The sequence below is a fragment of the Protofrankia sp. Cas4 genome (assembly GCF_963555915.1).
In the GTDB taxonomy this organism is placed as follows: Bacteria; Actinomycetota; Actinomycetes; order Frankiales; family Frankiaceae; genus Protofrankia.
In genome coordinates, this window is the sequence record NZ_CAUVXL010000113.1 from 1 (window position 1) to 21,420 (window position 21,420).

The window sequence follows — 21,420 nt, forward strand, 5'->3', positions numbered from 1 at the left end:
TTCAGCAACAGGGAACTCGCGACCGCGGCGAACAGCGCGGGCCAGAATCCACCGACCAGCGCGACGATCACTACCGCCAGCAGGTAGGCAAGAGCGTCGGTTGTGAGGTTGAGCGACTCACGCGAGATCGCCAGGACCACGGTGAGCAACGGGAGAAGAGCGACCGCCAGCGCAGTCGCGATCAAGCGGCGTCGCGGCGTCAGGCCGTGCGTGAGCCGCGGCAGCCGCCAGCCACTACCGACCTCCTCGTGGGTGACCATGTGGACGTCGATCGACCCGGACAGCTTGGTCGTGGTGACCCCGATACCGGGGCTGAACATCTGGGCCAGGCTGCCGCGCCGGCTGGCACCGAGCACCAGCTGGGTCGCGTTCTCCGCGCGGGCGAAGTCGAGCAGCGCGGTGGGGACATCCTCGCCGATCACCTGGTGGTAGGTACCTCCCAGGCTCTCCACCAGCGCCCGCTGCCGGGCCAGTGCCTGCGGGTTCGCGCCGGTCAGGCCGTCCGACCGGGCCACGTGGATGGCGAGCAGATCAGAGCCCTTGCTGCGGTCCGCGATCCGGACGGCCCGGCGGATCAGGGTGTCCCCCTCGGGTCCACCGGTGAGAGCGACGACCACGCGTTCACGGGTTTCCCAGGTCCCCGCTATGCCGTGTTCGGCGCGGTACCGGTCGAGCTGCTCGTCCACCTTGTCGGCTACCCACAGTAGCGCTATCTCGCGCAGAGCAGTCAGATTGCCAACCCGGAAGTAGTTCGACAGTGCGGCGTCGATCTTCTCCGGAGCGTAGACGTTGCCGTGCGCCATTCGACGGCGCAGCGCCTCCGGGGCCATGTCGACCAGCTCCACCTGGTCGGCATCCCGGACGACGTCATCGGGCACGGTCTCCCGCTGGGCCACCCCGGTGATCGTCTCAACCACATCGTTGAGTGAATCCATGTGCTGGATGTTCACGTTGGAGATGACGTCGATACCAGCGCCAAGGAGCTCGTGGACGTCCTGCCAGCGCTTGGCGTTGCGGCTGCCGGGGACGTTGGTGTGCGCGAGCTCGTCGACGAGGGCGACCGCGGGCCTGCGGGCCAGCACAGCGTCAACATCCATCTCGGTGAACACCGCGTCCCGGTAGGAGATCTCCTTTCGCGGGACGACCTCCAGCCCTTCCAGCAACGCCGCCGTCTTCGGCCGGCCGTGGGTCTCGACGAAACCGACGACCACATCGGTTCCCCGATCGCGGCGCCGGTGCGCCTCGTCCAGAGCCGCGTAGGTCTTACCGACGCCTGGCGCGGCACCAAGGTAGACACGCAAGGTTCCCCGAGTCACGACACCCATCGTGCGCCATCAGGCGTGCGCGCCGCGCGGGACGGCCGACATATGCACAGCGTAGCGGCGACCGCACATACATTCACACTGGCATCACAACTCAACGCCTGACACACAGTCCGCACGCCGCAGACACCCTCCGGAGCCGCAACCAACGAACGGGTCCATGTGGTGGAGAAGGTCAGTGATCTGCGCAATAGGGGAACTCAAACGACGAACAGGCCATTACCGTAGCGGGCATGCCGCAAGCAGGACTTGCCTGGCAGACACTGCACGATGCCGGCGCACTCGCACTGGTCGACACCGCGTCCCACCGGGCCGCCGCCGTCGCGCGACCATGCACGCCCGAGCTGGGCATCACCGACATCGTGGAAGCCGAACGCCTAGTCCAGGCCTGGGCGGAGACATCCACACGAGGAGAGGCCGAGGATGCACTGGCGGGACGGCTCGCAGCCGACCCCGCGAGACTCCTGCGGTCACTGAGCTGGCTGCTCGCGATGTGGGCGGTGACGCTGCATCTGCGAACCGGTGAACAACCACACGCGGTCATCCGGTCGTTGACCTACCGCGGCGTCTGGCGCAGCGCCGAGGCACCTCAATGCGAGGGCGTCTGGGAATCGCTCAGCCAACGGATCCGCATCGGCGCACTGGCCGCGCTGACCGGGGACTCCGACGCCGCGAACGCGTTCCGGCTGGCAATCTGCCAGCCGTCCGGAATCGCTGAAGTGCTGCTGTACCACGCACTGTCGGTCATGGCCGACCTCGCCCGCAACATGCATGCCATCGGTGTCGACCCGACCGATCTGGCCCGCACCCTCGCCGCGTACACCACCGAGCCGGCCGCCATCCAGCCGGCGTCCTTCCGCCCGCTGAGCTGACCCGGCCCACAGCCAGGACCCCCAGCCGCCGGGATGTGATCGGCGTGGGCGACTCAGACACCGTGCCAGCGCCATGGGACAGTTGGATGTCCGGTGTGGCGGCGACTGGGAGTGGCGAGTGACCGTGGAAATACGGACGGAGGTGCCCGTCACGTCTGTGCCCGGGCGTCGCCTGCGCGCACTGGAGATCGTCGAGGCGGCGGTTCTCGTCGACCTGGTGATCGCGATCTGCCTGGTGGCGCGTTTCCTTCCACTCGGCTGGTTGCTCACGATCCCGGCGGCGGTTCCGGCGGCGGTACTGGCTGCACGCTGGCGACTGCGGGCGGGGATCGCCGCGATCTTCGCCGCGATGGCCGTAGCCGTCCTCATCGGCGGCACCGGGTTCGCCATCACCATCACCTCCTGCATGATGACCGGGACGCTGCTGGGCACCGCCCACCGCCGGGGGTGGGGTCTCCTACGCACGGCGGCTGCGGCCGTCGGTGTGCTGTGGGTGCCGGTCGCCCTTGTCATGGACGCGGTGTTCGGCGTTCTCACCGAGCTGCGCACACTGGTCCTCGCCGAGATCGTCAACAGCTGGGACGGCGCCCGGACCAGCATCGGACGGCTCGGGATGGCGCCGGACAACCCCGGGCTGGCGGCCGCTGACTCGGTCGTCCGCTGGGGCGCGACGCACTGGTGGGCACTCCTACCGACCGCGCTGCTGGCGAACACCGCGGTCAACGTGCTCGCCACCGTGCTGGTCACCCGCCCGGTACTGCGTCACCTCGCCGCCGGCGCGCCATCGGCGCGGACCGACCATCCCAACCCCCCGGCGTGGCTCCCCGCCGGACGGCGGTCTGCGCCGGCGCAGCCGGATCCGCACGCCCGTCCGCAACAGCCAGACCACTGGCAGGCACACTCGCAGGCACACTGGCAGGCATACTGGCAGGCACACCCGCGGGCACAAGCCGATGCGCAGCCCTGTCCGCAGACCCGGCCCCTTCCCCTCCAGCTGGAATCGGTGACCTACCGTTATCCCGGCGCGTCACGGGACGCCGTCCACGACGTGTCACTGACCATCTGGCCGGCCGAGTTCGTGGCGATCCTGGGTGCCAACGGATCCGGGAAGTCCACCCTCGCCCGCATCATCGGTGGTTGGAGCCCTACTAGCGGGCGGGTACTGCGGCCCGGTGACTGTGCGCTGGGCCGACCCGGCGGCACATCCATGATCTTCCAGCGGCCGGAGTCACAGGTGCTGGGTGTGCGTGTCCGCGACGACATCGTGTGGGGCCTGGCTGACGGTGGCCGGGCGGTCGATGTCGAGGCGCTGCTGGCGAAGGTCGGGCTCGCCCAGCTCGCCGACCACGAAACCGCGACGTTGTCGGGCGGACAGCTGCAACGGCTGGCGGTCGCCGCCGCACTCGCGCGGGCACCGAGCCTGCTCGTCTCCGACGAGTCCACCGCCATGGTGGACGCTGACGGCCGCCAGCAGCTCACCGAGCTGCTGGCACGCCTTCCCGACGAGGAGGGGGTCGCGGTCGTGCACGTGACCCACCGCCGTACCGAAGCGATGCGGGCACATCGTCGCATCATGCTCGACAGCGGTCGGATGACACCGGCGGACAGCTCGCCACCCGGCCCGCTGCGCTGTGCACCGGTCGATCCGGGCCCCAACCCGCGCCAACCGCGGTTCCCGCCGGGTCCGATCGTGACCGCCGGGGCGTCTCCGCTGGTGTGTCTCGACGGTGTCGGACAGGTTTACTCATCCCGATCGCCATGGGCACACCGGGCGCTGACCGACGTATCCTTCCAGCTCGACAGCGGCGAATCGATCATTATCGGTGGTCGTAACGGATCGGGAAAGTCGACGCTCGCGGCCGTCCTCGCCGGTCTGCTCAGTCCGTCGGAAGGCGATGCCCGCATGGCCGGTCGCCCGCTGACCGCCTGCCCCGGCGAGATCGGACTGGCCGTGCAGCACTCCCGCCTTCAGCTGCTGGCGCCCACCGTGGGTGCTGACGTACGCGCCGCGGCCGGGGTGAGCGCCGCCGCCGCCGACGAGGCGCTGGCCGCGGTCGGCCTGGACCCCGTGCTGTTTCGGGACCGGCGGGTGGAGAACCTCTCCGGCGGGCAGATGCGCCGCGCCGCGCTCGCCGGACTCATCGCCCGCCGACCCCGCCTGATGATCCTCGACGAACCACTGGCGGGACTCGACACCCCGTCGAGACACATCCTCGTCAAGGTGCTCGCGGACCTTCGCATCCGCACCGGGCTGACGCTGGTCGTGGTATCCCACGACTTCGAAGGTCTGGCCGAGGTGATAGACCGGATGCTCGTCCTGGACGCCGGACGGGTGGTCCACGACGGCCCGTTCCACGGTGACCGGCCACGGTACGTATCAGCAAGCGACCCTGCGGACACCGCCCGCATCGGTTCCCGCATGCTCCCCCAGCCTCGCAGCGCACCGCTCATCGCTCGTGCGCAGCGTTCGGGGATCATCAGCACCGCGGGTCCCCACGCCGCACCGCTGCCGCTGCCGCTGCCGCTGCCGGATCGGGATCGGGATCCGGTCCCCGTGGCCGCAGCGCCAGCGCCATCCCCATCCCCATCGCCCTCGCAACCGGCGCCCTCGCAACCGGCGCCCTCGCAACCCGACGTCCCCGTGCCCGCCACGTCCCGAGCACCGGGTCGGTTCTCCCGGCGGCGTTCGGCCGCGCGTGCCCGCCGGACCGAACCCAACCTCCTGCGCTACATCCCCGGCACCAGCCCGGTACACCGGCTCTGGGCGGGGACAAAATTGATCATGATGGCCGCGCTCGGGATGCTCATCGCACTGCGACCGTCGTGGCCGGTGATCGGTCTGATCGCGGGATTCGTCGGGGTGTGCATGGTGATCGCCCGGATCCCGCCGGGCGCGGCACCGAGGCTGCCCCGTTGGTTCTGGTACGGCCTCCTGATCGGCGCCGCGCTCACCATGCAGTCACACGAGGCACCGTTCATGGCGGTCGCGGGAGTGCGGTTGTCACTCGGCGGTCTCCTGGAATGGCTGCGGCTGACGTCGGTCTCCATGACCATGTTCGCCACTGCCGCGCTGCTCGGGTGGACAACGCCGCTGTCGGACGTCGCGCCCGCCCTGGACCGGCTGATGGCGCCCCTGCGCCGGCTGCGGCTGCCGGTCGACGAGTGGGTGGCAACGGTGGCGCTGGCCATCCGCTGCCTGCCTCTGCTGGTTGACGAGATCCGTACGCTGCTCGCGGTCCGCCGGCTACGCGCGGCCGCGGGGCCGGCCCGGCCGCGCCGGCCGGCGGCGTTGGCGCGCCACGCGCGATGCGCGACCGAGCTGCTGTGCACCGCGATAGTCACGTGCCTACGACGGGCCGCGGAGATGACCGACGCGATCACCGCGCGGGGCGGCTTCGGCGCGGTGTCACACCAGCCGGCCCGGCCCCGACGCGCAGACGCCGCCGCGCTCGCGACCATGGTGGGACTGTTCACAGCGGCCCTACTGATCTGAAACCGGCTCCAGCTGATCACTGCCGGGCGCGCTAACCGAGAAAACCGTTGAGACTGACTTCACGCGTCTCGGGATCCACGTCCGACCCTTCGGCGAGCAGATCGGTCAATGGACGGGGGCGGCCGGTGAGGAACCCCTGCGCATAGTCCACTCCAAGATCACGCAGTGCCAGCGCCAGCGGTTCACGATCGACCTTCTCGGCAATGGTGTACATACCGAGGCAGCGCGCGACCCGTACCACGGCGTCCACCAGGACGGTGTCGGCCGGCGACGTGTCCACATGCCGCAGGAAATCACCGTCGATCTTCACATTGGTGAATGGAAGGTTGCGCAGGTAGACGAACGAACCCACGCTCGCGCCGAAGTCATCCAAGGTGAACCGGCATCCCGCGTCGGTGAGGGTCTCGGCAAGATGCCGCGCCGCGTCCAGGCTGGTCACCGCGACGCTCTCGGGGATCTCCAGGCCGAGTTGAGATGGATCGACCCGGGCCGCACGCAGCGCCGACAGGACGAACTGACCGAATTCGGGATCCGCGACGGACTGGCCGGAGATGTTCATGTGCAGGCGGAGCCGCTCCCGGCGAGCGGTGGCGGAGGCGAGTGCGGCCACCGCCTGCGCCAGCACCCAACGGTCCAGGCTCAGCATGAGATCGCTGTCGGCGAGTGCGCCCATGAATTCGGCCGGCGCCAGATCCGGTTGCCGACCGTCACGAAGACGCAACAGAAGCTCGTATCCCTGCACCTGGCGGGATGACAGGTCCACGACGGGCTGCGCGTCCAACGCCATCAGACCCCCGTCAAGGGCGTCGCGTACCCGCTGCACCATCGAGATCCGCCGGGCAACGTGCTCATAGCGCTCCGGGGTGAACAGTCGCGCACAGCCGCGTCCGGCATCCTTGGCTTCGTACAACGCAAGGTGGGCACGAGCCAGTGCCATGTCGCTGTCGGTCGCAGATGACAGCGACACAACGCCGACGCTGACGGTGATACGGATCGTCACGCCATCGACGATGATCGTGTGCCGGGCAACCTTCTCGCACAGGGCGTTCGCGACGCCCAGTCCGTCCGGGCCGTTGTCGGACTCCAGAACCACGGCGAACTCGTCGCCGCCGAGCCGCCCGAGAACCGCGCCGGGCAGGGTCTTGGCCAGCAGCTGGGCGAGAGCCCCCATCACCGCGTCGCCGACGGCATGGCCGCGCATGTCGTTGACGTCCTTGAAATCGTCCACGTCGACGAGTAGCAGAGTCCCGGCCTGCGCCGGCGCCTTCGGCGCCATCCCGGCCCGCGCCATCCCGTTCGGCGCCATCCCGTTCGACGCGATGGCGATGCCCGTCATGCGCTCGACGGGTTCGATGTCTGCGATGTCTGCGATGCCTGCGATGCGTTCGGACAGAAGCGCCGTCATCGCCTGGCGGTTGCGCAGTCCGGTGAGCGGATCGTGCGTCGTGAGGTGGATGAGCTCGCGGCGGACCCGGATCAGCTCGGTGACGTCATGAGCCGTACCCATGATCCGAATCGGCGTACCCGCATGGTCGGTGAGGACATCGCCGTGGCATTCGAGCACACACTCGGTAACCCGGTCGGCCAGGTACATGCGGTGGGTGAATTCAAACGGGCTGACCTCGGCGATCGCCCGCTCCAGAACGCCTTCGATCCTCGAGACGTCGTCGGGGTGCATCAGCGACCGGTAGGTGTCGTAATCGAGATAGGTGTCCGTGGGGTAGCCGAACATCGCAAGAAGCTCGTCGGACCACTCCACCTCGTTGGTGACCAGGTCCCACTCCCAGATGCCCGTCCGGGCGATCGTCTCCACATGACGGAGCCACCGTTGGCGCAGCTGCGCGACATCCTCTTCATTGTGACGAGCGGTATTGTCGACAATCTCATAAAGAACATAGCCCCCGGTACCGACCGTCCGGTCCCGGCCCGTGTCACCGGCAGCCAGCGCACGGCAACGGATCTCCAGCCACCGGGTGGTGCCGTCGGGCGCCTGCCACCTGGCCTCGCACGGTTCCCCGTCCGGGACAACGCCCACCAACGGCAGTCCGGCCTCGGCGACGGCCAGTCGGGCGGCAACCATGTCGTCGAAACCGGCGGTGGCCTGCACGAGTACGCCAAGACCCGTCGGATCCGGTGTCGCACTCTGCTCATGCACCATCGCACCGCCCGTCACAAGGGCGAACAGGGCCCGGTTAGCCCAAACCACACGGCTGTCGGATGTCACCACCAGTAGCCCGGCGGACACCACGTCAGGCACCAAGCCGACCACGCTCGCGACCAACGCACCTCCTCGCGGATGTCAGCCCCGTGCACATCCCGGCTCATCACGCTACTTCCCGATCGAAGACTGAGTGTAGCGGCAGTCGGGTGAGCACAGAACGTTAGGGCGTGTCCGGTGGATATTCACATGTGCCGGATGTACCGACCGCACGTCGCAACGGGATTATGCGGGCATGTCCACGTCCGTTCGAATCGTTGTGGCACCCAACGCCTTCAAAGGCACGCTGACCGCGAACGAGGCGGCACACGCCATGGCTGACGGGGTCGGTGACACCTACCGGCACGCGGACATCGTCATGCGGCCGGTGGCCGACGGCGGCGACGGAACCGTGGCCGCGGCTCTTGCCGCGGGCTTCACCCGTCATGAGGCCACTGTGGCCGGGCCGCTGGGAACCGCGGTGCGCGCTGCGTTCGCCGTTCGAGCCGACGCCGCGGTGCTGGAGACGGCTGCGGCGTCCGGTCTGCGGCTCGTGCCACCTGGACGGCTCGCGCCGCTGGCAGCGTCCACTGCCGGTACCGGTGAGCTGGTGCGTGCCGCCCTGGACGCCGGAGCCCGACGGCTGCTGCTCGGAGCGGGCGGGAGCGCGACGACCGACGGGGGCGCCGGGATGGCCTCCGCACTGGGTGTCAGATTTCTGGACCGGACCGGCCGGCCCCTGCCGCCGGGTGGCGCCGCCCTACGTGATCTTCACACAATCGATGTCAGCGGTCGGGATCGGCGACTCGCCCATGCTGAGATCACCGTCGCGGCAGACGTTGACAGCCCGCTGCTCGGGCCGCACGGTGCGGCAGCGGTCTTCGGACCGCAGAAGGGCGCAGGACCAGCCGAGGTCGCCGTCCTCGAAGAGGGGCTGCGCACGCTCGCCAACCGGCTCGACGCGCTGCCGTGGGATGTCGCGGGCCTCCCGGCGAGGGAGGCGAGGGTCACCGCGGGCGCAGGCGCGGCCGGCGGTCTCGGCTTTGGCGCGATGGTCTTTCTCGGTGCACAGATACGGGCGGGCGCCGAGCTGCTCCTCGATCTCGTCGACTTCGACGCGGCCCTGGACGGCGCTCACCTTGTGATCACCGGCGAGGGCGCACTGGACGCGACGACCCTGCGGGGCAAGGCTCCGGCGGTCGTCGCGAGCCGGGCCCGGACGGCCGGTGTGCCGGTCATCGCGGTCTGCGGACGGGTGGACCTCGACCCGGGTCGCTGGCAGGATGCCGGCTTCACCGCCGTCTTCACCGTCCACCCGGTGGCCCCCGTCCACCCGGTGGCCCCCGTTGCCGGCGCCCCCGCGACGGTGGGGGTGCCGGCGTTCGTCGGCCGGGCCGAGGCTGCCCGCAGGCTGCGACGTGCGACCGCCGAAGCCCTCCGCAGCATGCTGTCCTGAAACGGTCAGTCGCCCGCTACCGGTCAGTCGTGGATCTGCTGCGAGAGGTAGTGCGCTTCCCCGACCTGGGCGAGTAGCTCGATCTGGGCGTCCAGCCAGTCGATGTGCTCCTCCTCTGAGACGAGGATCCTCTCCAGGAGGACGGCCGAGCCGACATCGTCACGGGATCGGGTCAGGACAATCCCTTCGCGCAGGAGGCCGCATGCCTCGATCTCGTGGGTCCGGTCGGAGTTCAGTTGCTCGACGACGGTCTCACCGACGCGCAACGTGTTCAGCCGCTGGAGATTCGGGAGCCCACCGAGGTAGAGCACCCGGTGCACCAGCAAGTCAGCGTGGCGCATCTCATCGATCGACTCGTCGTAGGTGTGCCTGCCCAGCCGGTCGTAGCCCCAGTTGAGCTGCATCCGCGAGTGCAGGAAGTACTGATTGACGGCTGTCAACTCATTGGTGAGGACGCGATTGAGCAGTTCGACGATTTCCGGGTCGCCCCTCACATGGAACCTCCGCTGCGTCAGCCCGACGGGACGACCGGACGGACACGGAGATGATCGCTCAGCAACTCCTCGATCTCGTCGAGGCAGCCGCCGCAGCCGGTACCTGCGGCGCAGACGTCACCCACATCACCCGTGTCGCGCGCGCCCGACTCGATCACGCCGCGCAACGTCCGATCGTTTACAGCAAAACATGAACAGACCAGCACCGCACCTCACCACGCCCATTCAGGAGCTGTTCACCGCGTCACCCAGCGGAGGTTGCGCACAGCTGGGATGACGAAAACGAACGCTCGCTACTTAGCTAAAGCTTCCCTAATAGTTCCCAGACGGGAGAGTCTCACACAGAAAGATCAAAAACAAGCAGGTCGCCGTACCGCCTCGCTGTCACCCAGATCACAGTGCCCGCAACACCACGGCCGCATCCGGCTCGGTCACGCGGAAGCTGAGGCTCTCCTCGACATAGAGGTGGACCGTGTCCATCGTGCGGCCGGCATAACCGACCGACAGGTCCTGACCGGACTCGAGGATGAAATCCCCCCCGCGCAGACTCAGCACGACCGCTCCGCGGATTCCGGGAGCGCGTACCACCGGCCCGTCCAGAATCTGGCGGAGATGGCCGAGCAGCAGATAGCCGCCCTTCTCGACCGTCTCGATGATCGCCGTGTACCCGTCCGGCTCGATGGCCAGACCGTAGGGTCCACCGATGCCGGCCTGCGCCAGCAGGGCGACGGCCTTGGCGACGGCGCGGGGGTAGGTGCCGGTGTCAGCTCCGAGCGAGACGGCGGGATGCGCCGACGCCTCCATGATCCCGACCATCCCGGCATCGGGAAACCCGTGGAAGACGATCGCGTTCTCGCTGATCGCGATGGTGCGCACGGCTTCGTCGAGCGCACCGAGATCCACATCGTCGGCGCCCCGGTCGACGTCAGCCAACTCCCGGCATGCCAGCGTGAAGGATGTCCGCAGCTCAACCAGGGGCAGGACCTGCCGTAGCTGGGCAACCACGCCTTCTACCGGCGCCGTGGCAAGGGTCGTGACCCGCCCCAGCGCGGTCGCCGACCGGCCCCAGCCGTGCGGGCCGGAGAAATCGACCAGCTTGCGGGCGGCGAGGTTCGTGGTGAGCCTCGCCCGCGCTTCCCGGTCGATCATCGACCAGGAAGCCTCGGTGAGCGGAGCGTGGTCGCGCAGCAGATGATTCACCCGGTCACGCTCCGCAGACCGCCAATGCCCAACGACCCGTCACCGCGCCCGGGAGTGGCCGGCATCGGACCCTCGACGGGGAGCCGCCGGTCCTGCGTCGGCGCACCGTCGCCGTTGCCTCCCGTCGCCTCGGCCTCCACCGAGAGAATCGGGCCGGAGGTGAACAGGTAGGTCCGGAGCTGGGCGTCGAGGGCCGGATCGTGACGCCGCAGCCATTCCAGGGTCATTGCGGCGTGTTCCTTCTCCTCATCCCGATTGTGAGCGAGGATGCCGGCCAGGCTTGGATCCCCCGCCGCATCCACCCGCTGGTCGTACCAGTCGACCGCTTCGAGTTCCTCCATCAGCGAGACGATCGCCCGGTGTCGGTCGATCGTTGCCGGATGCAGCGTTCCGGGCTGCTCGTGCAGCCCCATGCTCGTGTCAGCCACCCGCTGTAGGTACCACGCAGGTGGAGCACCACGCGTCAGGAAACGCGTGCACGCAGCGAGTCCGCCGGCCACTACGGCATGAGAGGGGAGATCTCCACCCTGCGGTTGGCGGCGCGGCCGGCTTCGGTGTCATTGGTCGCCACCGGATAGTCGGCGGCGAACCCGGCAGCCCGCAGCTGCCCCTGCGGTACTCCGTGACTCGACAGATAGGAGGCCGCGGAGTGTGCCCGTGCCAGCGACAAGACCTCGTTGACCGGCAGGGAACCCTGGGCATCGGTGTGACCAGCCACCAGAACCTTCTGGGTACCGCCGCGCAGCACCGCCGCGATCTGGTCGAGATGGGCACGATCGAGGTCGGTGAGCTCCGAGCTGTCGGTCGCGAAGGCGACCCGACCCGAGGCCAGCGCACCGGCAAGAGGATCGGCCGGGGCGGTACGGTCGACCGCGGCGTCGCCCGCCGCGTCGCCCGCCGCGTCGACTGCAGGGGCGGGCTCAGGAGTCACCGATCGAACCGTCAGGCGGTTGTCGAGGGAGATCGCAGGTTCTGCTGTGCGCGCCGCGGCGAGCACAGCGGACCCCAGCCGCGCGCGCTCGTCGGCATCGACCACGGTTCCCTCGACAACCACCGTGGAACCGATAATCGTTACCTGATGTGTGCCCGCCACTGCAGTCAGCGAACGGGTCAGGTCCCCCAGGGTCGTCACCGGCGGCGCGGCCACCGTGGGATCAACCGCGACCTGCCCGGTCAACGTGCCGGAACTCGCCGCAGCTGCCGCGCCGAGAAGCCGCTCCCGAGCATCACGGTCAGGCACCGTCGCGGTGACGGTGAGCGATCCGCCGTTGACAGAAATCACCAACGGTTTCGCGGTGGCGCCCGGCACCGGCACCGGCCCCGGCCCTGGCCCTGGCCCTGGCCCTGGCCCTGGCACGATCCGAACATCAGGAGCCAGCGTGGCTGACCGCGCGCCGGACATGTGCGCGACGGCCTGGCGGGCCGATTCGGCGGCCGCAAGGCTGGGGAAGGTCCCGTGCACGGTCGCATCCCGGCCGTCGAAGGTCACATCCGCTCCGGTCCGGCCACTGGAGCGGACCACCGAGGCCGCCCGCCTGGACAGCTCGTCTTCGATCGGCCCACGCCGCAGGCCGAACGCAAGCAGTGCGAGCAGCAGCCAGGCGACGACAAGGGACACCGCGAACACGACGGGACGAGGTCGCCGCACCGCGGCCAGCTGGGCCAAGGACATCGAAGTGGTCTCCGCGCGGAATCTGCTGGGACGCCGTCAGGACGCGCCGCCACGATGCCTTCGGGCGGCCCAACGGACCAGAAAAGTACGACGAACAACCCCGCCGCGGGTCAACTGTCGCACATCGGGACGCCCGTCACATACACCGGGTGGGTCCAGGCCGGGTCCGGTGGATGTTGGTCGATGCGGGCGGGTGCGCCGCGGCCGTACCGACGATCGCGGCCGGCTGGGCCTGCTGCCCGGCACGCTGGGGCCCGGCACGCTGGTCGACCGGGTCTGCGCGGCCGTCGCGACGCCCGCGCCGGTGCGCCACGCGTGTCACGGCCGCTGTCAACAGGGCTCCGAGCCCGAGCACCACCCACCCGGCGACGACATCGAGCACGTAGTGGTTGGCGGTGGCCATCACCACGAACGCCGTTGTGCCCGGGTAGATGACGGCGAGCGTCCTGACCCAACGGTGGCGGGCGAACCTGGCGACACACCAGCCGCACCACAGGGCCCACGCGCAGTGCAGGGATGGCATGGCCGCGAACTGGTTGGCCAGACCTGCCAGCCCCCGGGGCGCCGCGCTGGAGCCGCCACCCCACCAACCCCAGTCGTGGAACGACGCCATGGTGTCGACGAACCCTGCACCGGGCAGCAGCCGCGGGGGGGCCGTCGGCAGGAGGATAAACCCGACAAGGCTGATCACGGTCGCGCACATGATCGTCCAGCGAGCCCGCAGGTAGTGGCCGGGACGTTTGCGGTAGAGCCACACGAGGACGGCGGGCGTCACGATGAAGTGGAGGGTCGCGTAGTAGTAACAGCTCGCCACAGCCAGCACGGGGATGCCCTGGAGCCAGTGGTTCAGCCCACGCTCGGCGTTGAGATGGAGGTCCGCCTGGATGCGCACGAGATCCCACCCGACGGCGAGCGCAGCCGGCACGGATCCGTCCGCCGCCGCGCGAGTAGCCGTGTAGGTGTAGTAGAAACCAATGATCATAACAGCTTCTACCCACACCACCGGCAGCCCGTCCGACCTGCGGCGCAAGCAGATCACCCGCGACCTCCCCGGCTTTGACCTGAGCCCCCCTGTGGGCCCGTTTTCGACCTTCTCCTGCCGACCCAGACACCCCATCTTTCGCTCAACGTATTCAGTCGAGTACCTTTGCGTCACCAGCTGCACTACCGACAACGGATCGTTCCCGGGGGTAGCGATGACGCACCCGACAGTCGGCGTACCGCCTGATGCGGCACGTCCCATACCTGCCGGCGGGACGCCGGCGACATCGGCACCCCTCCCCCTTCCTGCGACGGGTTTCACCCCTGCGGCCGGTGGCCGCCGCCGGTCGCCGCACGCACCGGCCATCCCGAGGCGACGCGGCGAGGTCCTGGAGGACGCGATCCACACCGCGGTGGTCGAACTGCTCGCCGAACACGGCTACGGCACCGTAACAATGGATCTTGTGGCTGCAAGGGCCCGGGCGGGCAAGGCCACGCTCTACCGCAGGTGGTCCTGCAAGCTCGACCTGGTGATCGACACAGTGTGGCGCCTCGACAACAGCTGCGCCACCGACCCGGACACCGGAAATTTTCGCGAGGACCAGCTTCTGCTGCTGCATGAATTCGCCAACGTACTTCGCGGACGCCAGGGTGCGGTGACCGCGACCCTTGTCGGCGAGCTCACCCGACATGCCGATCTCGCCGTGGCCCTGCGGACAGTCCTCCTTCACCAGCGCCGAGCAGTCCAGATGGCGATCGCCGAGCGAGCCATCAAGCGCGGCGACGTCCGCTATGACGCTCCGTGGCCGCTAGTCAACGAAATAGGACCCTCCCTGCTGTTCGGCCGCCACCTCATCTCGGGTGAACCCTTGGACCACAGGTACATAGTCGACGTTGTGGACGGCATAGTCATGCCCCTCGTCGTCATGCCCACCACTGCCGTGCCCGCAGCGGTCAGGCCCACTGTTGTCAGGCCAATCATTGAGACACCTCTCATTGAGAAATCTCGATAACATATCGAACTTACGTTCGAATCATAGCAGATGGCCTGCCGGTGCACCCTCGCCGCTGAACTGCGCCCACATCCGCGCGTACCTACCGTCGGCGCGGATCAACTGGGCATGCGGACCCTGCTCGACGATCCGGCCGGCGTCCATCACCACCACCCGGTCCGCGCGGGCAGCGGTTGTCAGCCGATGGGCCACCACGAGGGTGGTCCGCCGCCGCGCGACCCGGTCGGTCGCCTCGGTGACCGCCGCCTCGCTGGCAAGGTCCAGCGAGGCGGTCGCTTCGTCGAGAAGCAGGATGTCAGGGTCGGCGAGCTCGGCCCGGGCGAGCGCGAGCAGCTGGCGCTGCCCGGCGGACAGGCCCCGGCCGCGCTCGCCGACCGGGTGCACATAGCCGCCGGGCAAGGACGCGATCATCGCATGCGCACCGACCGCACGCGCCGCAGCCTCCACCTCGGCGTCGGTGGCGTCCGGTCGGGCATAGGCGATCGTGTCGCGGACCGTCCCGGCGAACAGGAACGGCTCCTGCGGAACGACTCCCAGCCGACGGCGATAGCCGACCAGGTCGAGCCGCGTCACGTCGGTACCGTCGATGCGGACCACACCCCCGGTGGCGTCGTAGAAACGCGCGACCAGCTTGACGACCGTCGATTTGCCGGCTCCGGTCTCGCCCACCAGTGCGACGGTCTCCCCGGCGGCCACCCGAAGGTTCACCCCGTCCAGCGCGGGACGCTCTGCGCCGGTGTACTGGAACCGCACATCGTCCAACTCGATCTCGCCGGCAAACCGACCGACCGGAACCGGATCGGGCCAGGCCGGGGTGGATGTGGGTGTGCGCAGCAGGTCCGACAGCCGGCGCAGACCCACCTTGGCCTGCTGGTAACCGTCGAACACCTGCGACAGCTGCTGGATCGGGGAGAAGAACAGGTCGATGTAAAGCAGGTAGGCGATGAGCCCGCCGGTGGTCAGCGATCCGGACGCGACCAGCCCGGCGCCGGCGCCGAGAACGAGCGCGGCCGCCAGCTCCGAGCAGAACTCCATGAACGGGAAATACATCGCGATGAGGCGCTGCGCCCGAAGCCGTGACTCCCGGTAGCGCTGTGCCAGACCACGGAAGTCAGCCAGGTTGCGCTCCTCGCGGCGGAAGGCCTGCACGACCCGGATGCCGGCGAGGTTCTCCTGCAACGCGGCGTTGACCGCACTGACCCGCTCTCGTGACTCGACGTAGGACGCCGACGCACGTGTCCGGAAGAGCATCGTGATGACGACGCCGACCGGCACCATCGGCAGCACGACCAGGGCCAGCCGGGCGTTGAGGACCACCAGCGCCAACCCGACACCGACGAACGACAGCATGCTGACCACGGCGGTCGTCAGCCCGGTCTGTAGAAACGTCGACAGCGCGTCGACGTCCGTGGTCATCCGGGTCATGATCCGACCTGAGAGCTCGCGCTCGTAGTAGTCCAGGCCGAGCCGTTGCAGCTGGGCGAATGTCTTCACCCGCAGGGTGAACAGCAGACGCTCACCCAACCGTCCGGTCACCTGGGTCTGGAAGACCTGCGCGAGCCAGGCCGTGAGCACCACGGCGAGCGCCACCGTGGACGTAAGGATCAGTACTGCTCCCGCGGTCCGCGATACGCCCGCGTCCACCCCGTGGCGCACCAGGGCCGGCAGGGCGAGACCCGCCCCCGCGTCCACCACCACGAGCAGCAGACCCAGCGCGAGCAGCGCGTGCACTCCGCCCAGCAGATGACGCAACGAGAACGCCGGATCACCGACGGCGGCGTCCGCCGTGCGCACCCCGACCGCCTCGGTGGCCGGTGGCAGCGCCGCGACGCGCGCAAGCAGCTCAGGGGTCGCGGGAAGGTCCCCGGCCGCGCCCCCAATACCGCGTCCCCTGCCGTCGGCGGACCGGGCCGGCGACCACGGACCGGGCGCAGCGGACCGCATGCCACCACCTCGCCCGGGCGCCGGGGCCGAGAGGGACATGGTGGGGGGTGCCTGCCGGGGCGCGGGTGCGGTCGCCGTCGGCCCGCGAACCTGGCCGTCCACCAGCACCGGGTAGAGCGCGCAACGAGCGGACAGTTCCTCGTCGGTGCCGACGTCGACCAGGCGCCCAGCGTCGAGCACCGCGATGCGATCAGCCAACTGCAGAGTGGATCGACGGTGGGCGATCAGCAGCGTCGTCCTGCCACCCATGATCTCTCGCAACGCGGCATGGATCTCGGCCTCGACCCGGACGTCAACCGCGGACGTCGCGTCGTCCAGGACCAGGATGGGCGCGTCGGTCAGCAGGGCGCGAGCCAGCGCGATCCGCTGACGCTGCCCGCCGGAGAGGGTGAGCCCCTGCTCACCGACGACCGTGTCGTAGCCGTCCGGGAGATCGCGGATGAAGCCGTCCGCCCGGGCTGCCCGGGCCGCGGCCACAACCGAGGCGTCAGTCGCGTCCGGACGTCCGTAGCTGATGTTGGCACGAACCGAGTCGGAGAACAGAAAACTGTCCTCGAGCACCATCGCGAGCTGCGCCCGCAACGATGACAGGGTCAGCGCCCGGACGTCGTGGCCGTCCAGGCGCACCGTGCCGGTGTCCGGGTCGTAGCTACGGGACAGCAACGCTGCCACCGTCGACTTGCCCGACCCGGACGCGCCGACCAGCGCGAGGGTCTCACCCGGTTCGACCCGCAGGCTCACCCCGTCGAGCACCGGGCGGTCCCGGCGGTCGCCGAAGGTGACATCCTGGCGGTAGCCGAAGGTGACATCCTGGCGGTAGCCGAAGGTGACATTGTCGAGCTCGATGCTTCCCCGGGCCCGAACGAGCCGGTGGGCGTCAGGCCGTTCGGTGATGACGGGGTGGGTGTCGATGACCTCGAAAACACGGATCGCACTGGCTCGGGCCTGCTGGCCGACGGTCAGCAGGCCGGCCAGCATCCGGGTCGGTGCGACCAGCTCGCCGAGATAGGTGCTGAACGCCAGGAAGGTGCCGAGGCTGATACTGCCCCGCAATGCCAGCCAGCCGCCCAGTGCCAGCACTCCGACCTGCCCGAGGGCCGGCATCGCCGCCAGCGCGCTGGTGTACCGGCTGGTGAAGCGGACCGCGCGCATCCGCAGCGAGAACAGGGTGCGGGCGGCCGCGGCCAGCCTGGCCAGCTCCCGATCCTCCTGCCCGAAACCCTTGACCACCCGCACACCCGCGGTGTTCTCCTCCACCACTGCGGCGACCTCGCCGGCCTGCTGCTGGGCCACCCAGGTCGCCGGAAAGACGGTCCTCCTGGCCCGCAGCCCGATGATCGTAACCAGCGGGCCGATGGCGAGCGCAAGTAGTGTCAGCAGCGGGGAGAGCGTCAACATGATCATAATGGCGAGCACGAAAAGAAGGAGATTCCCGCTCATCAGCGGCAGAAAGGCCAGCAGGCCCTGGACGACCGTGACATCCGAGCTGGACCGGCTGACGATCTGGCCGGTCCGCAGCCCATCCTGGCGGACGCCGTCCAGGCGCGCGAGCGCGGCGAATACCGCATCCCGCAGGTCGTACTGAACGTCGAGGGCCAGGCGTCCGCCGACATAGCGACGGACGAACCCGGCGGCAAACCGCAGCACCCCGGCTGCGACCAGTGCGAGCACGTAGGGCGCGAGCGGTTGCCGGCGCGCCACCACCACATTGTCGATCACCGCGCGTTCGATCAACGGCGTGACCGCGGCGATGGCGGTACCGAACACGGCAGCGCCGAACGCCAGGACGACGTTGCGCCGGTACCGCAGGACGTGCCCGGTCAACCGGCGCAGCCAGCCTTGGCGGGACACCGACGCGCCGAGTGACCCCGACGGTGGCGTGCCGCCGGGATCGGAGCGGTTGCTGTTCGCGCGGACCTCCCGGGATGAGCGGTCTGGACAACCGTCCTCAACCACCCCAGGAGATCATCGCGTCCCGGTTACCCGCGGTGTCACCGATGCATCATCGGCGGGGTGCCACCACCGGTGACATCGACGGGCGTCAGGAGCGGGCCGTCGCCGGGCTTGTCCCTACGCCGACGGCATGATCTGCCTGCGCCGGCCCGACACTCGCGGTATCGGCCAGTGGCAGGGCGCTGCCCGCGCTCCACCGCTCCCAGGAGATCGACCACTCATTGCCCAACTGCGACGTGTCCGGTGGGCGACCGGAGTTCCGCACGTCGACGATGTCACCCAACCGGCTGAATCGATAGAACCACTCGGCGTCCGCCGGGGAGGCGTTGATGCAGCCATGCGAGACGTTGTCCTCCCCCTGGGACGCCACCGACCACGGCGCCGAGTGCACATACTCGCCACCACTGGTGAACTGCACGTTCCACTGCACGGTCTCGTAGTAGTAGTCCGGATTCCCCTTGGGAATTCCGACGGTCGCGGAATCCATAATCACCGTCGCCGCAGTGCCGATGACATTGTGTGGACCGTTCATGGTCGGCAGCGTCGGCCGGCCGAGACTCACCGGAAGACTCCGTTGCAGGACGCCGTCCCGGTACACCTTCATGGTGTGGGTCGCCGCGTCGACATAGCTGACCTGAGCCGGCCCGATGATGAAATCCATGGCCCGGTCCTTCACTCCGAAACGGTTGCCACCGGCATCGAAGCCGGCGAGGTTCGCCTCGACGTGAACGCGGGTGCCCGCCTTCCAGTACTGCTGCGGACGCCAGCGCACCACCGTGTTCGACGCCCAGTTCCAGGCACCGTTGACCGGTGGACTCGCCGTGACCATGAGACGCCGCTGCACGGCGGCACGGTCTGTGACCGGCGCGCTGAACGTCAGTGTGATCGGCATACCTATCCCGACGGTCTGACCGTCAGCCGGCCCCCAGGAGACCTTGAGGGAATTCGCCGGATTCACCGTGGTGAAAGTCGCGCCGGCGGCCGTTGTGCCCGATATACCCGGGGCGGCGGAGGTCTGCACGGTCACCTGGTACCGGGTGTCGGCGAACAGCCCGTCAGTGGACGTCCAGGTCATGGCATCCGCGGACAGCTGCCCCCGCAGAACTCCCGCGGCGGTGTCCTGGGACTTGCTGGCGGCCCGGATCGCGGTCACTGACTGTAGTGGAGCATTGCTGTGTACAACGACGGTGCTGGTGACCGGCACGCCCCCGGCGCCGTCGACGGGAGTAATGGTGACCCGCGGTGCCTGCGCGGTCGGCACCGCCGGTGCCGGCCCGCCGGTCACCGGCTTGTCGACAGCCCGAGGAGTACACGACAGGACGGCGGTCCCGACGAATACCGTCGCGATGACGGTCGACAGCAGCGGTCCGCGTGGTCCGAATACGCGCGATACCGAGTGCGGCCAGATCATCGACCGGCACCTCTTGAGTGGCGTCCCCTCATTCACAGCCGGACCGTACCCAGCCATACCGACAAACGACCTGTCGATCATTAAAATGGCCGGTGTCAATCGGACGACCACAACCAATCGTCGAACAATTGAATACAGAGAGTAGTCTTATGTGGCTGTGATCCATGGCCCCTCCCCTGTCGTCCCGTCCGACGCGTGAGGACTCCCAAAAGTTGCGTCCGGCCGGCCTCCAAAGGCCTGCCCGCCGCGCGGTTCCCCGAATCAACGACACGGACCGGTCACCCGGATCGGAGTAGCGGTGGCATCACCCAAAGTCCGGGCGCGCCCGTTCCACCACGGACGCCCGGTACCGGTACCGGTACTGGTACTGGTACTGGTACCGCCGCCCGGTACCAGACACGCGGCAGGAAGCCGCGGGCGCAGACCACCCGGCAATCTTCCGGTTCACTTTCCGACGTCCCCAGCCGCCCCGGGCACCGACGGCGCGGTCTGTTGGCCCGACCTGGAGGTGCGATGGCAATCATTCTCGGCGACAACCAGTATGGAAAAGCCGAAGTCAGACTCGTCCATATCGACCGTTCGACCCGGGCTCACCGGATCAGGGACATCGACGTCTCATCGGTACTACGGGGCGACTTCGCCGGCGCGTACCTCGACGGGGACAACAGCCACGTGCTGCCCACCGACACGCAGAAGAACACCGTCTATGCCTTCGCACGCGACGGTGGTGTCGGCGAGATCGAGGAATTCGGCCTGCGGCTCGCCCGGCATTTCGTCGGATCCAGTGAATGGACCACGGGCGCCCGGATGGAAATTGTTGAATACGGCTGGCAGCGGATCGACGTTGCCGGCCATCCAGATGATCACGCTTTCTTGCGAGCCGGTGGTGAATACCGGTCGACAGTGGTCACCGTCGACCACGACATGGCCTATGTCATAGCCGGAATCGGCGGACTGATCCTGCTCAAGTCAACCGGATCGGAATTTCGCGGATTCCCTCGGGACACGTACACGACGCTGCCCGAAGCGGACGACCGGGTCCTCGCCACCGAGGTCACCGCCCGATGGCGGTACACCAGCGCCGATGTCGAGTACGGGCGGCTGTTCACGGGCATCCGGGCGGTACTCCTGCAGACGTTTGCAAAGGTGCACAGTCTCGCGCTGCAACAAACCCTGTACGCAATGGGTCGGGAGGTACTCGCGGCTCATCCGGAGGTTGCCGAGATCCGCATGTCGATGCCGAACAGGCACCACTTCCTGGTTGATCTCACGCCCTTCGGGCTGGACAACCCCGACATCGTTTACCAGCCGGCCGACCGGCCGTATGGAAAGATCGAGGGGAGCGTGCAGCGCGACGACGCACCCGCACCCGGGCCGGCCTGGCTGGCGGTCCCGGGCTTCTGCTGATCAGC

The 21,420-nt window shown here is 68.7% G+C and carries 15 protein-coding genes; 5 read left to right on the top strand and 10 right to left on the bottom strand.

The genetic code is table 11. The annotated features are described in order from the left end of the window. Positions 1-1,325 (bottom strand): universal stress protein (locus U9979_RS10375; protein ID WP_322779205.1); only part of this gene is annotated, 1,325 nt, incomplete at its 3' end. Positions 1,326-1,555: 230 nt separating this feature from the next. Between U9979_RS10375 and U9979_RS10380 the strand changes: the two genes are divergently transcribed. After that, positions 1,556-2,194, top strand: a complete 639-nt coding sequence (locus U9979_RS10380) for a hypothetical protein (protein ID WP_322748672.1) — start codon at positions 1,556-1,558, stop codon at positions 2,192-2,194. Between the two features lie 118 nt (positions 2,195-2,312). Then, positions 2,313-5,687 carry a DUF2232 domain-containing protein gene (locus U9979_RS10385; protein ID WP_322779206.1) on the top strand — a complete coding sequence of 1,125 codons (3,375 nt, stop codon included), beginning with the start codon at positions 2,313-2,315 and terminating at the stop codon, positions 5,685-5,687. Positions 5,688-5,718: 31 nt separating this feature from the next. Here the strand turns inward: U9979_RS10385 and U9979_RS10390 are convergent, their stop codons facing one another. Beyond that, positions 5,719-7,968: a putative bifunctional diguanylate cyclase/phosphodiesterase gene (locus U9979_RS10390; protein ID WP_322779207.1), complete on the bottom strand. Its 2,250-nt coding sequence runs from the start codon at positions 7,966-7,968 to the stop codon at positions 5,719-5,721. A 172-nt stretch (positions 7,969-8,140) separates the two neighbouring features. Between U9979_RS10390 and U9979_RS10395 the strand changes: the two genes are divergently transcribed. Next, positions 8,141-9,340, top strand: a complete 1,200-nt coding sequence (locus U9979_RS10395; RefSeq protein WP_322779208.1) for a glycerate kinase — start codon at positions 8,141-8,143, stop codon at positions 9,338-9,340. Positions 9,341-9,363: 23 nt separating this feature from the next. Here the strand turns inward: U9979_RS10395 and bfr are convergent, their stop codons facing one another. From bfr to U9979_RS10425, 6 genes are all read right to left on the bottom strand, one after another. Next, positions 9,364-9,834 carry a bacterioferritin gene (bfr, locus tag U9979_RS10400; protein ID WP_322779209.1) on the bottom strand — a complete coding sequence of 157 codons (471 nt, stop codon included), beginning with the start codon at positions 9,832-9,834 and terminating at the stop codon, positions 9,364-9,366. Between the two features lie 17 nt (positions 9,835-9,851). Continuing rightward, on the bottom strand, positions 9,852-10,040 hold the full coding sequence (locus U9979_RS10405; RefSeq protein ID WP_322779210.1) for a (2Fe-2S)-binding protein: 189 nt from the start codon (positions 10,038-10,040) through the stop codon (positions 9,852-9,854). A 187-nt stretch (positions 10,041-10,227) separates the two neighbouring features. Beyond that, positions 10,228-11,034: a family 1 encapsulin nanocompartment shell protein gene (locus U9979_RS10410; protein WP_322779211.1), complete on the bottom strand. Its 807-nt coding sequence runs from the start codon at positions 11,032-11,034 to the stop codon at positions 10,228-10,230. Further along, entirely contained in the window at positions 11,031-11,462 is a 432-nt protein-coding gene (locus U9979_RS10415) for a ferritin-like domain-containing protein (RefSeq protein ID WP_322779212.1), read from the bottom strand. The genes U9979_RS10410 and U9979_RS10415 overlap by 4 nt, the downstream gene beginning before the upstream one ends. 71 nt (positions 11,463-11,533) lie before the next feature. Next, positions 11,534-12,706: an OmpA family protein gene (locus U9979_RS10420; RefSeq protein ID WP_322779213.1), complete on the bottom strand. Its 1,173-nt coding sequence runs from the start codon at positions 12,704-12,706 to the stop codon at positions 11,534-11,536. Positions 12,707-12,842: 136 nt separating this feature from the next. Then, on the bottom strand, positions 12,843-13,745 hold the full coding sequence (locus tag U9979_RS10425; protein ID WP_322779214.1) for a phosphatase PAP2 family protein: 903 nt from the start codon (positions 13,743-13,745) through the stop codon (positions 12,843-12,845). Positions 13,746-13,902: 157 nt separating this feature from the next. On the opposite strand from U9979_RS10425, the gene U9979_RS10430 reads away from it, so the two are divergent. After that, complete coding sequence (locus U9979_RS10430; protein ID WP_322779215.1) at positions 13,903-14,700, top strand: TetR/AcrR family transcriptional regulator; 798 nt, start codon at positions 13,903-13,905, stop codon at positions 14,698-14,700. A gap of 21 nt (positions 14,701-14,721) precedes the next feature. Here U9979_RS10430 and U9979_RS10435 read toward each other — a convergent pair whose 3' ends face one another. Both U9979_RS10435 and U9979_RS10440 read right to left on the bottom strand, forming a co-directional pair. Next, complete coding sequence (locus U9979_RS10435) at positions 14,722-18,495, bottom strand: ABC transporter ATP-binding protein (protein WP_416219900.1); 3,774 nt, start codon at positions 18,493-18,495, stop codon at positions 14,722-14,724. Between the two features lie 190 nt (positions 18,496-18,685). After that, positions 18,686-20,008 (bottom strand): L,D-transpeptidase, encoded by a 1,323-nt coding sequence (locus tag U9979_RS10440; RefSeq protein ID WP_322779217.1) that lies wholly within the window; start codon positions 20,006-20,008, stop codon positions 18,686-18,688. A 513-nt stretch (positions 20,009-20,521) separates the two neighbouring features. Between U9979_RS10440 and pucL the strand changes: the two genes are divergently transcribed. Beyond that, on the top strand, positions 20,522-21,415 hold the full coding sequence (pucL, locus tag U9979_RS10445; RefSeq protein ID WP_322748659.1) for a factor-independent urate hydroxylase: 894 nt from the start codon (positions 20,522-20,524) through the stop codon (positions 21,413-21,415). Positions 21,416-21,420 lie beyond the last annotated feature (5 nt).

What these genes read in the sequence shown, in the direction of transcription:
- U9979_RS10440 (WP_322779217.1), bottom strand. Translation starts at nt 20,008, where the DNA reads ATGATCTGGCCGCACTCGGTATCGCGCGTATTCGGACCACGCGGACCG.
- U9979_RS10420 (WP_322779213.1), bottom strand. Translation starts at nt 12,706, where the DNA reads ATGTCCTTGGCCCAGCTGGCCGCGGTGCGGCGACCTCGTCCCGTCGTG.
- U9979_RS10395 (WP_322779208.1), top strand. Translation starts at nt 8,141, where the DNA reads ATGTCCACGTCCGTTCGAATCGTTGTGGCACCCAACGCCTTCAAAGGC.
- U9979_RS10430 (WP_322779215.1), top strand. Translation starts at nt 13,903, where the DNA reads ATGACGCACCCGACAGTCGGCGTACCGCCTGATGCGGCACGTCCCATA.
- pucL (WP_322748659.1), top strand. Translation starts at nt 20,522, where the DNA reads ATGGCAATCATTCTCGGCGACAACCAGTATGGAAAAGCCGAAGTCAGA.
- U9979_RS10380 (WP_322748672.1), top strand. Translation starts at nt 1,556, where the DNA reads ATGCCGCAAGCAGGACTTGCCTGGCAGACACTGCACGATGCCGGCGCA.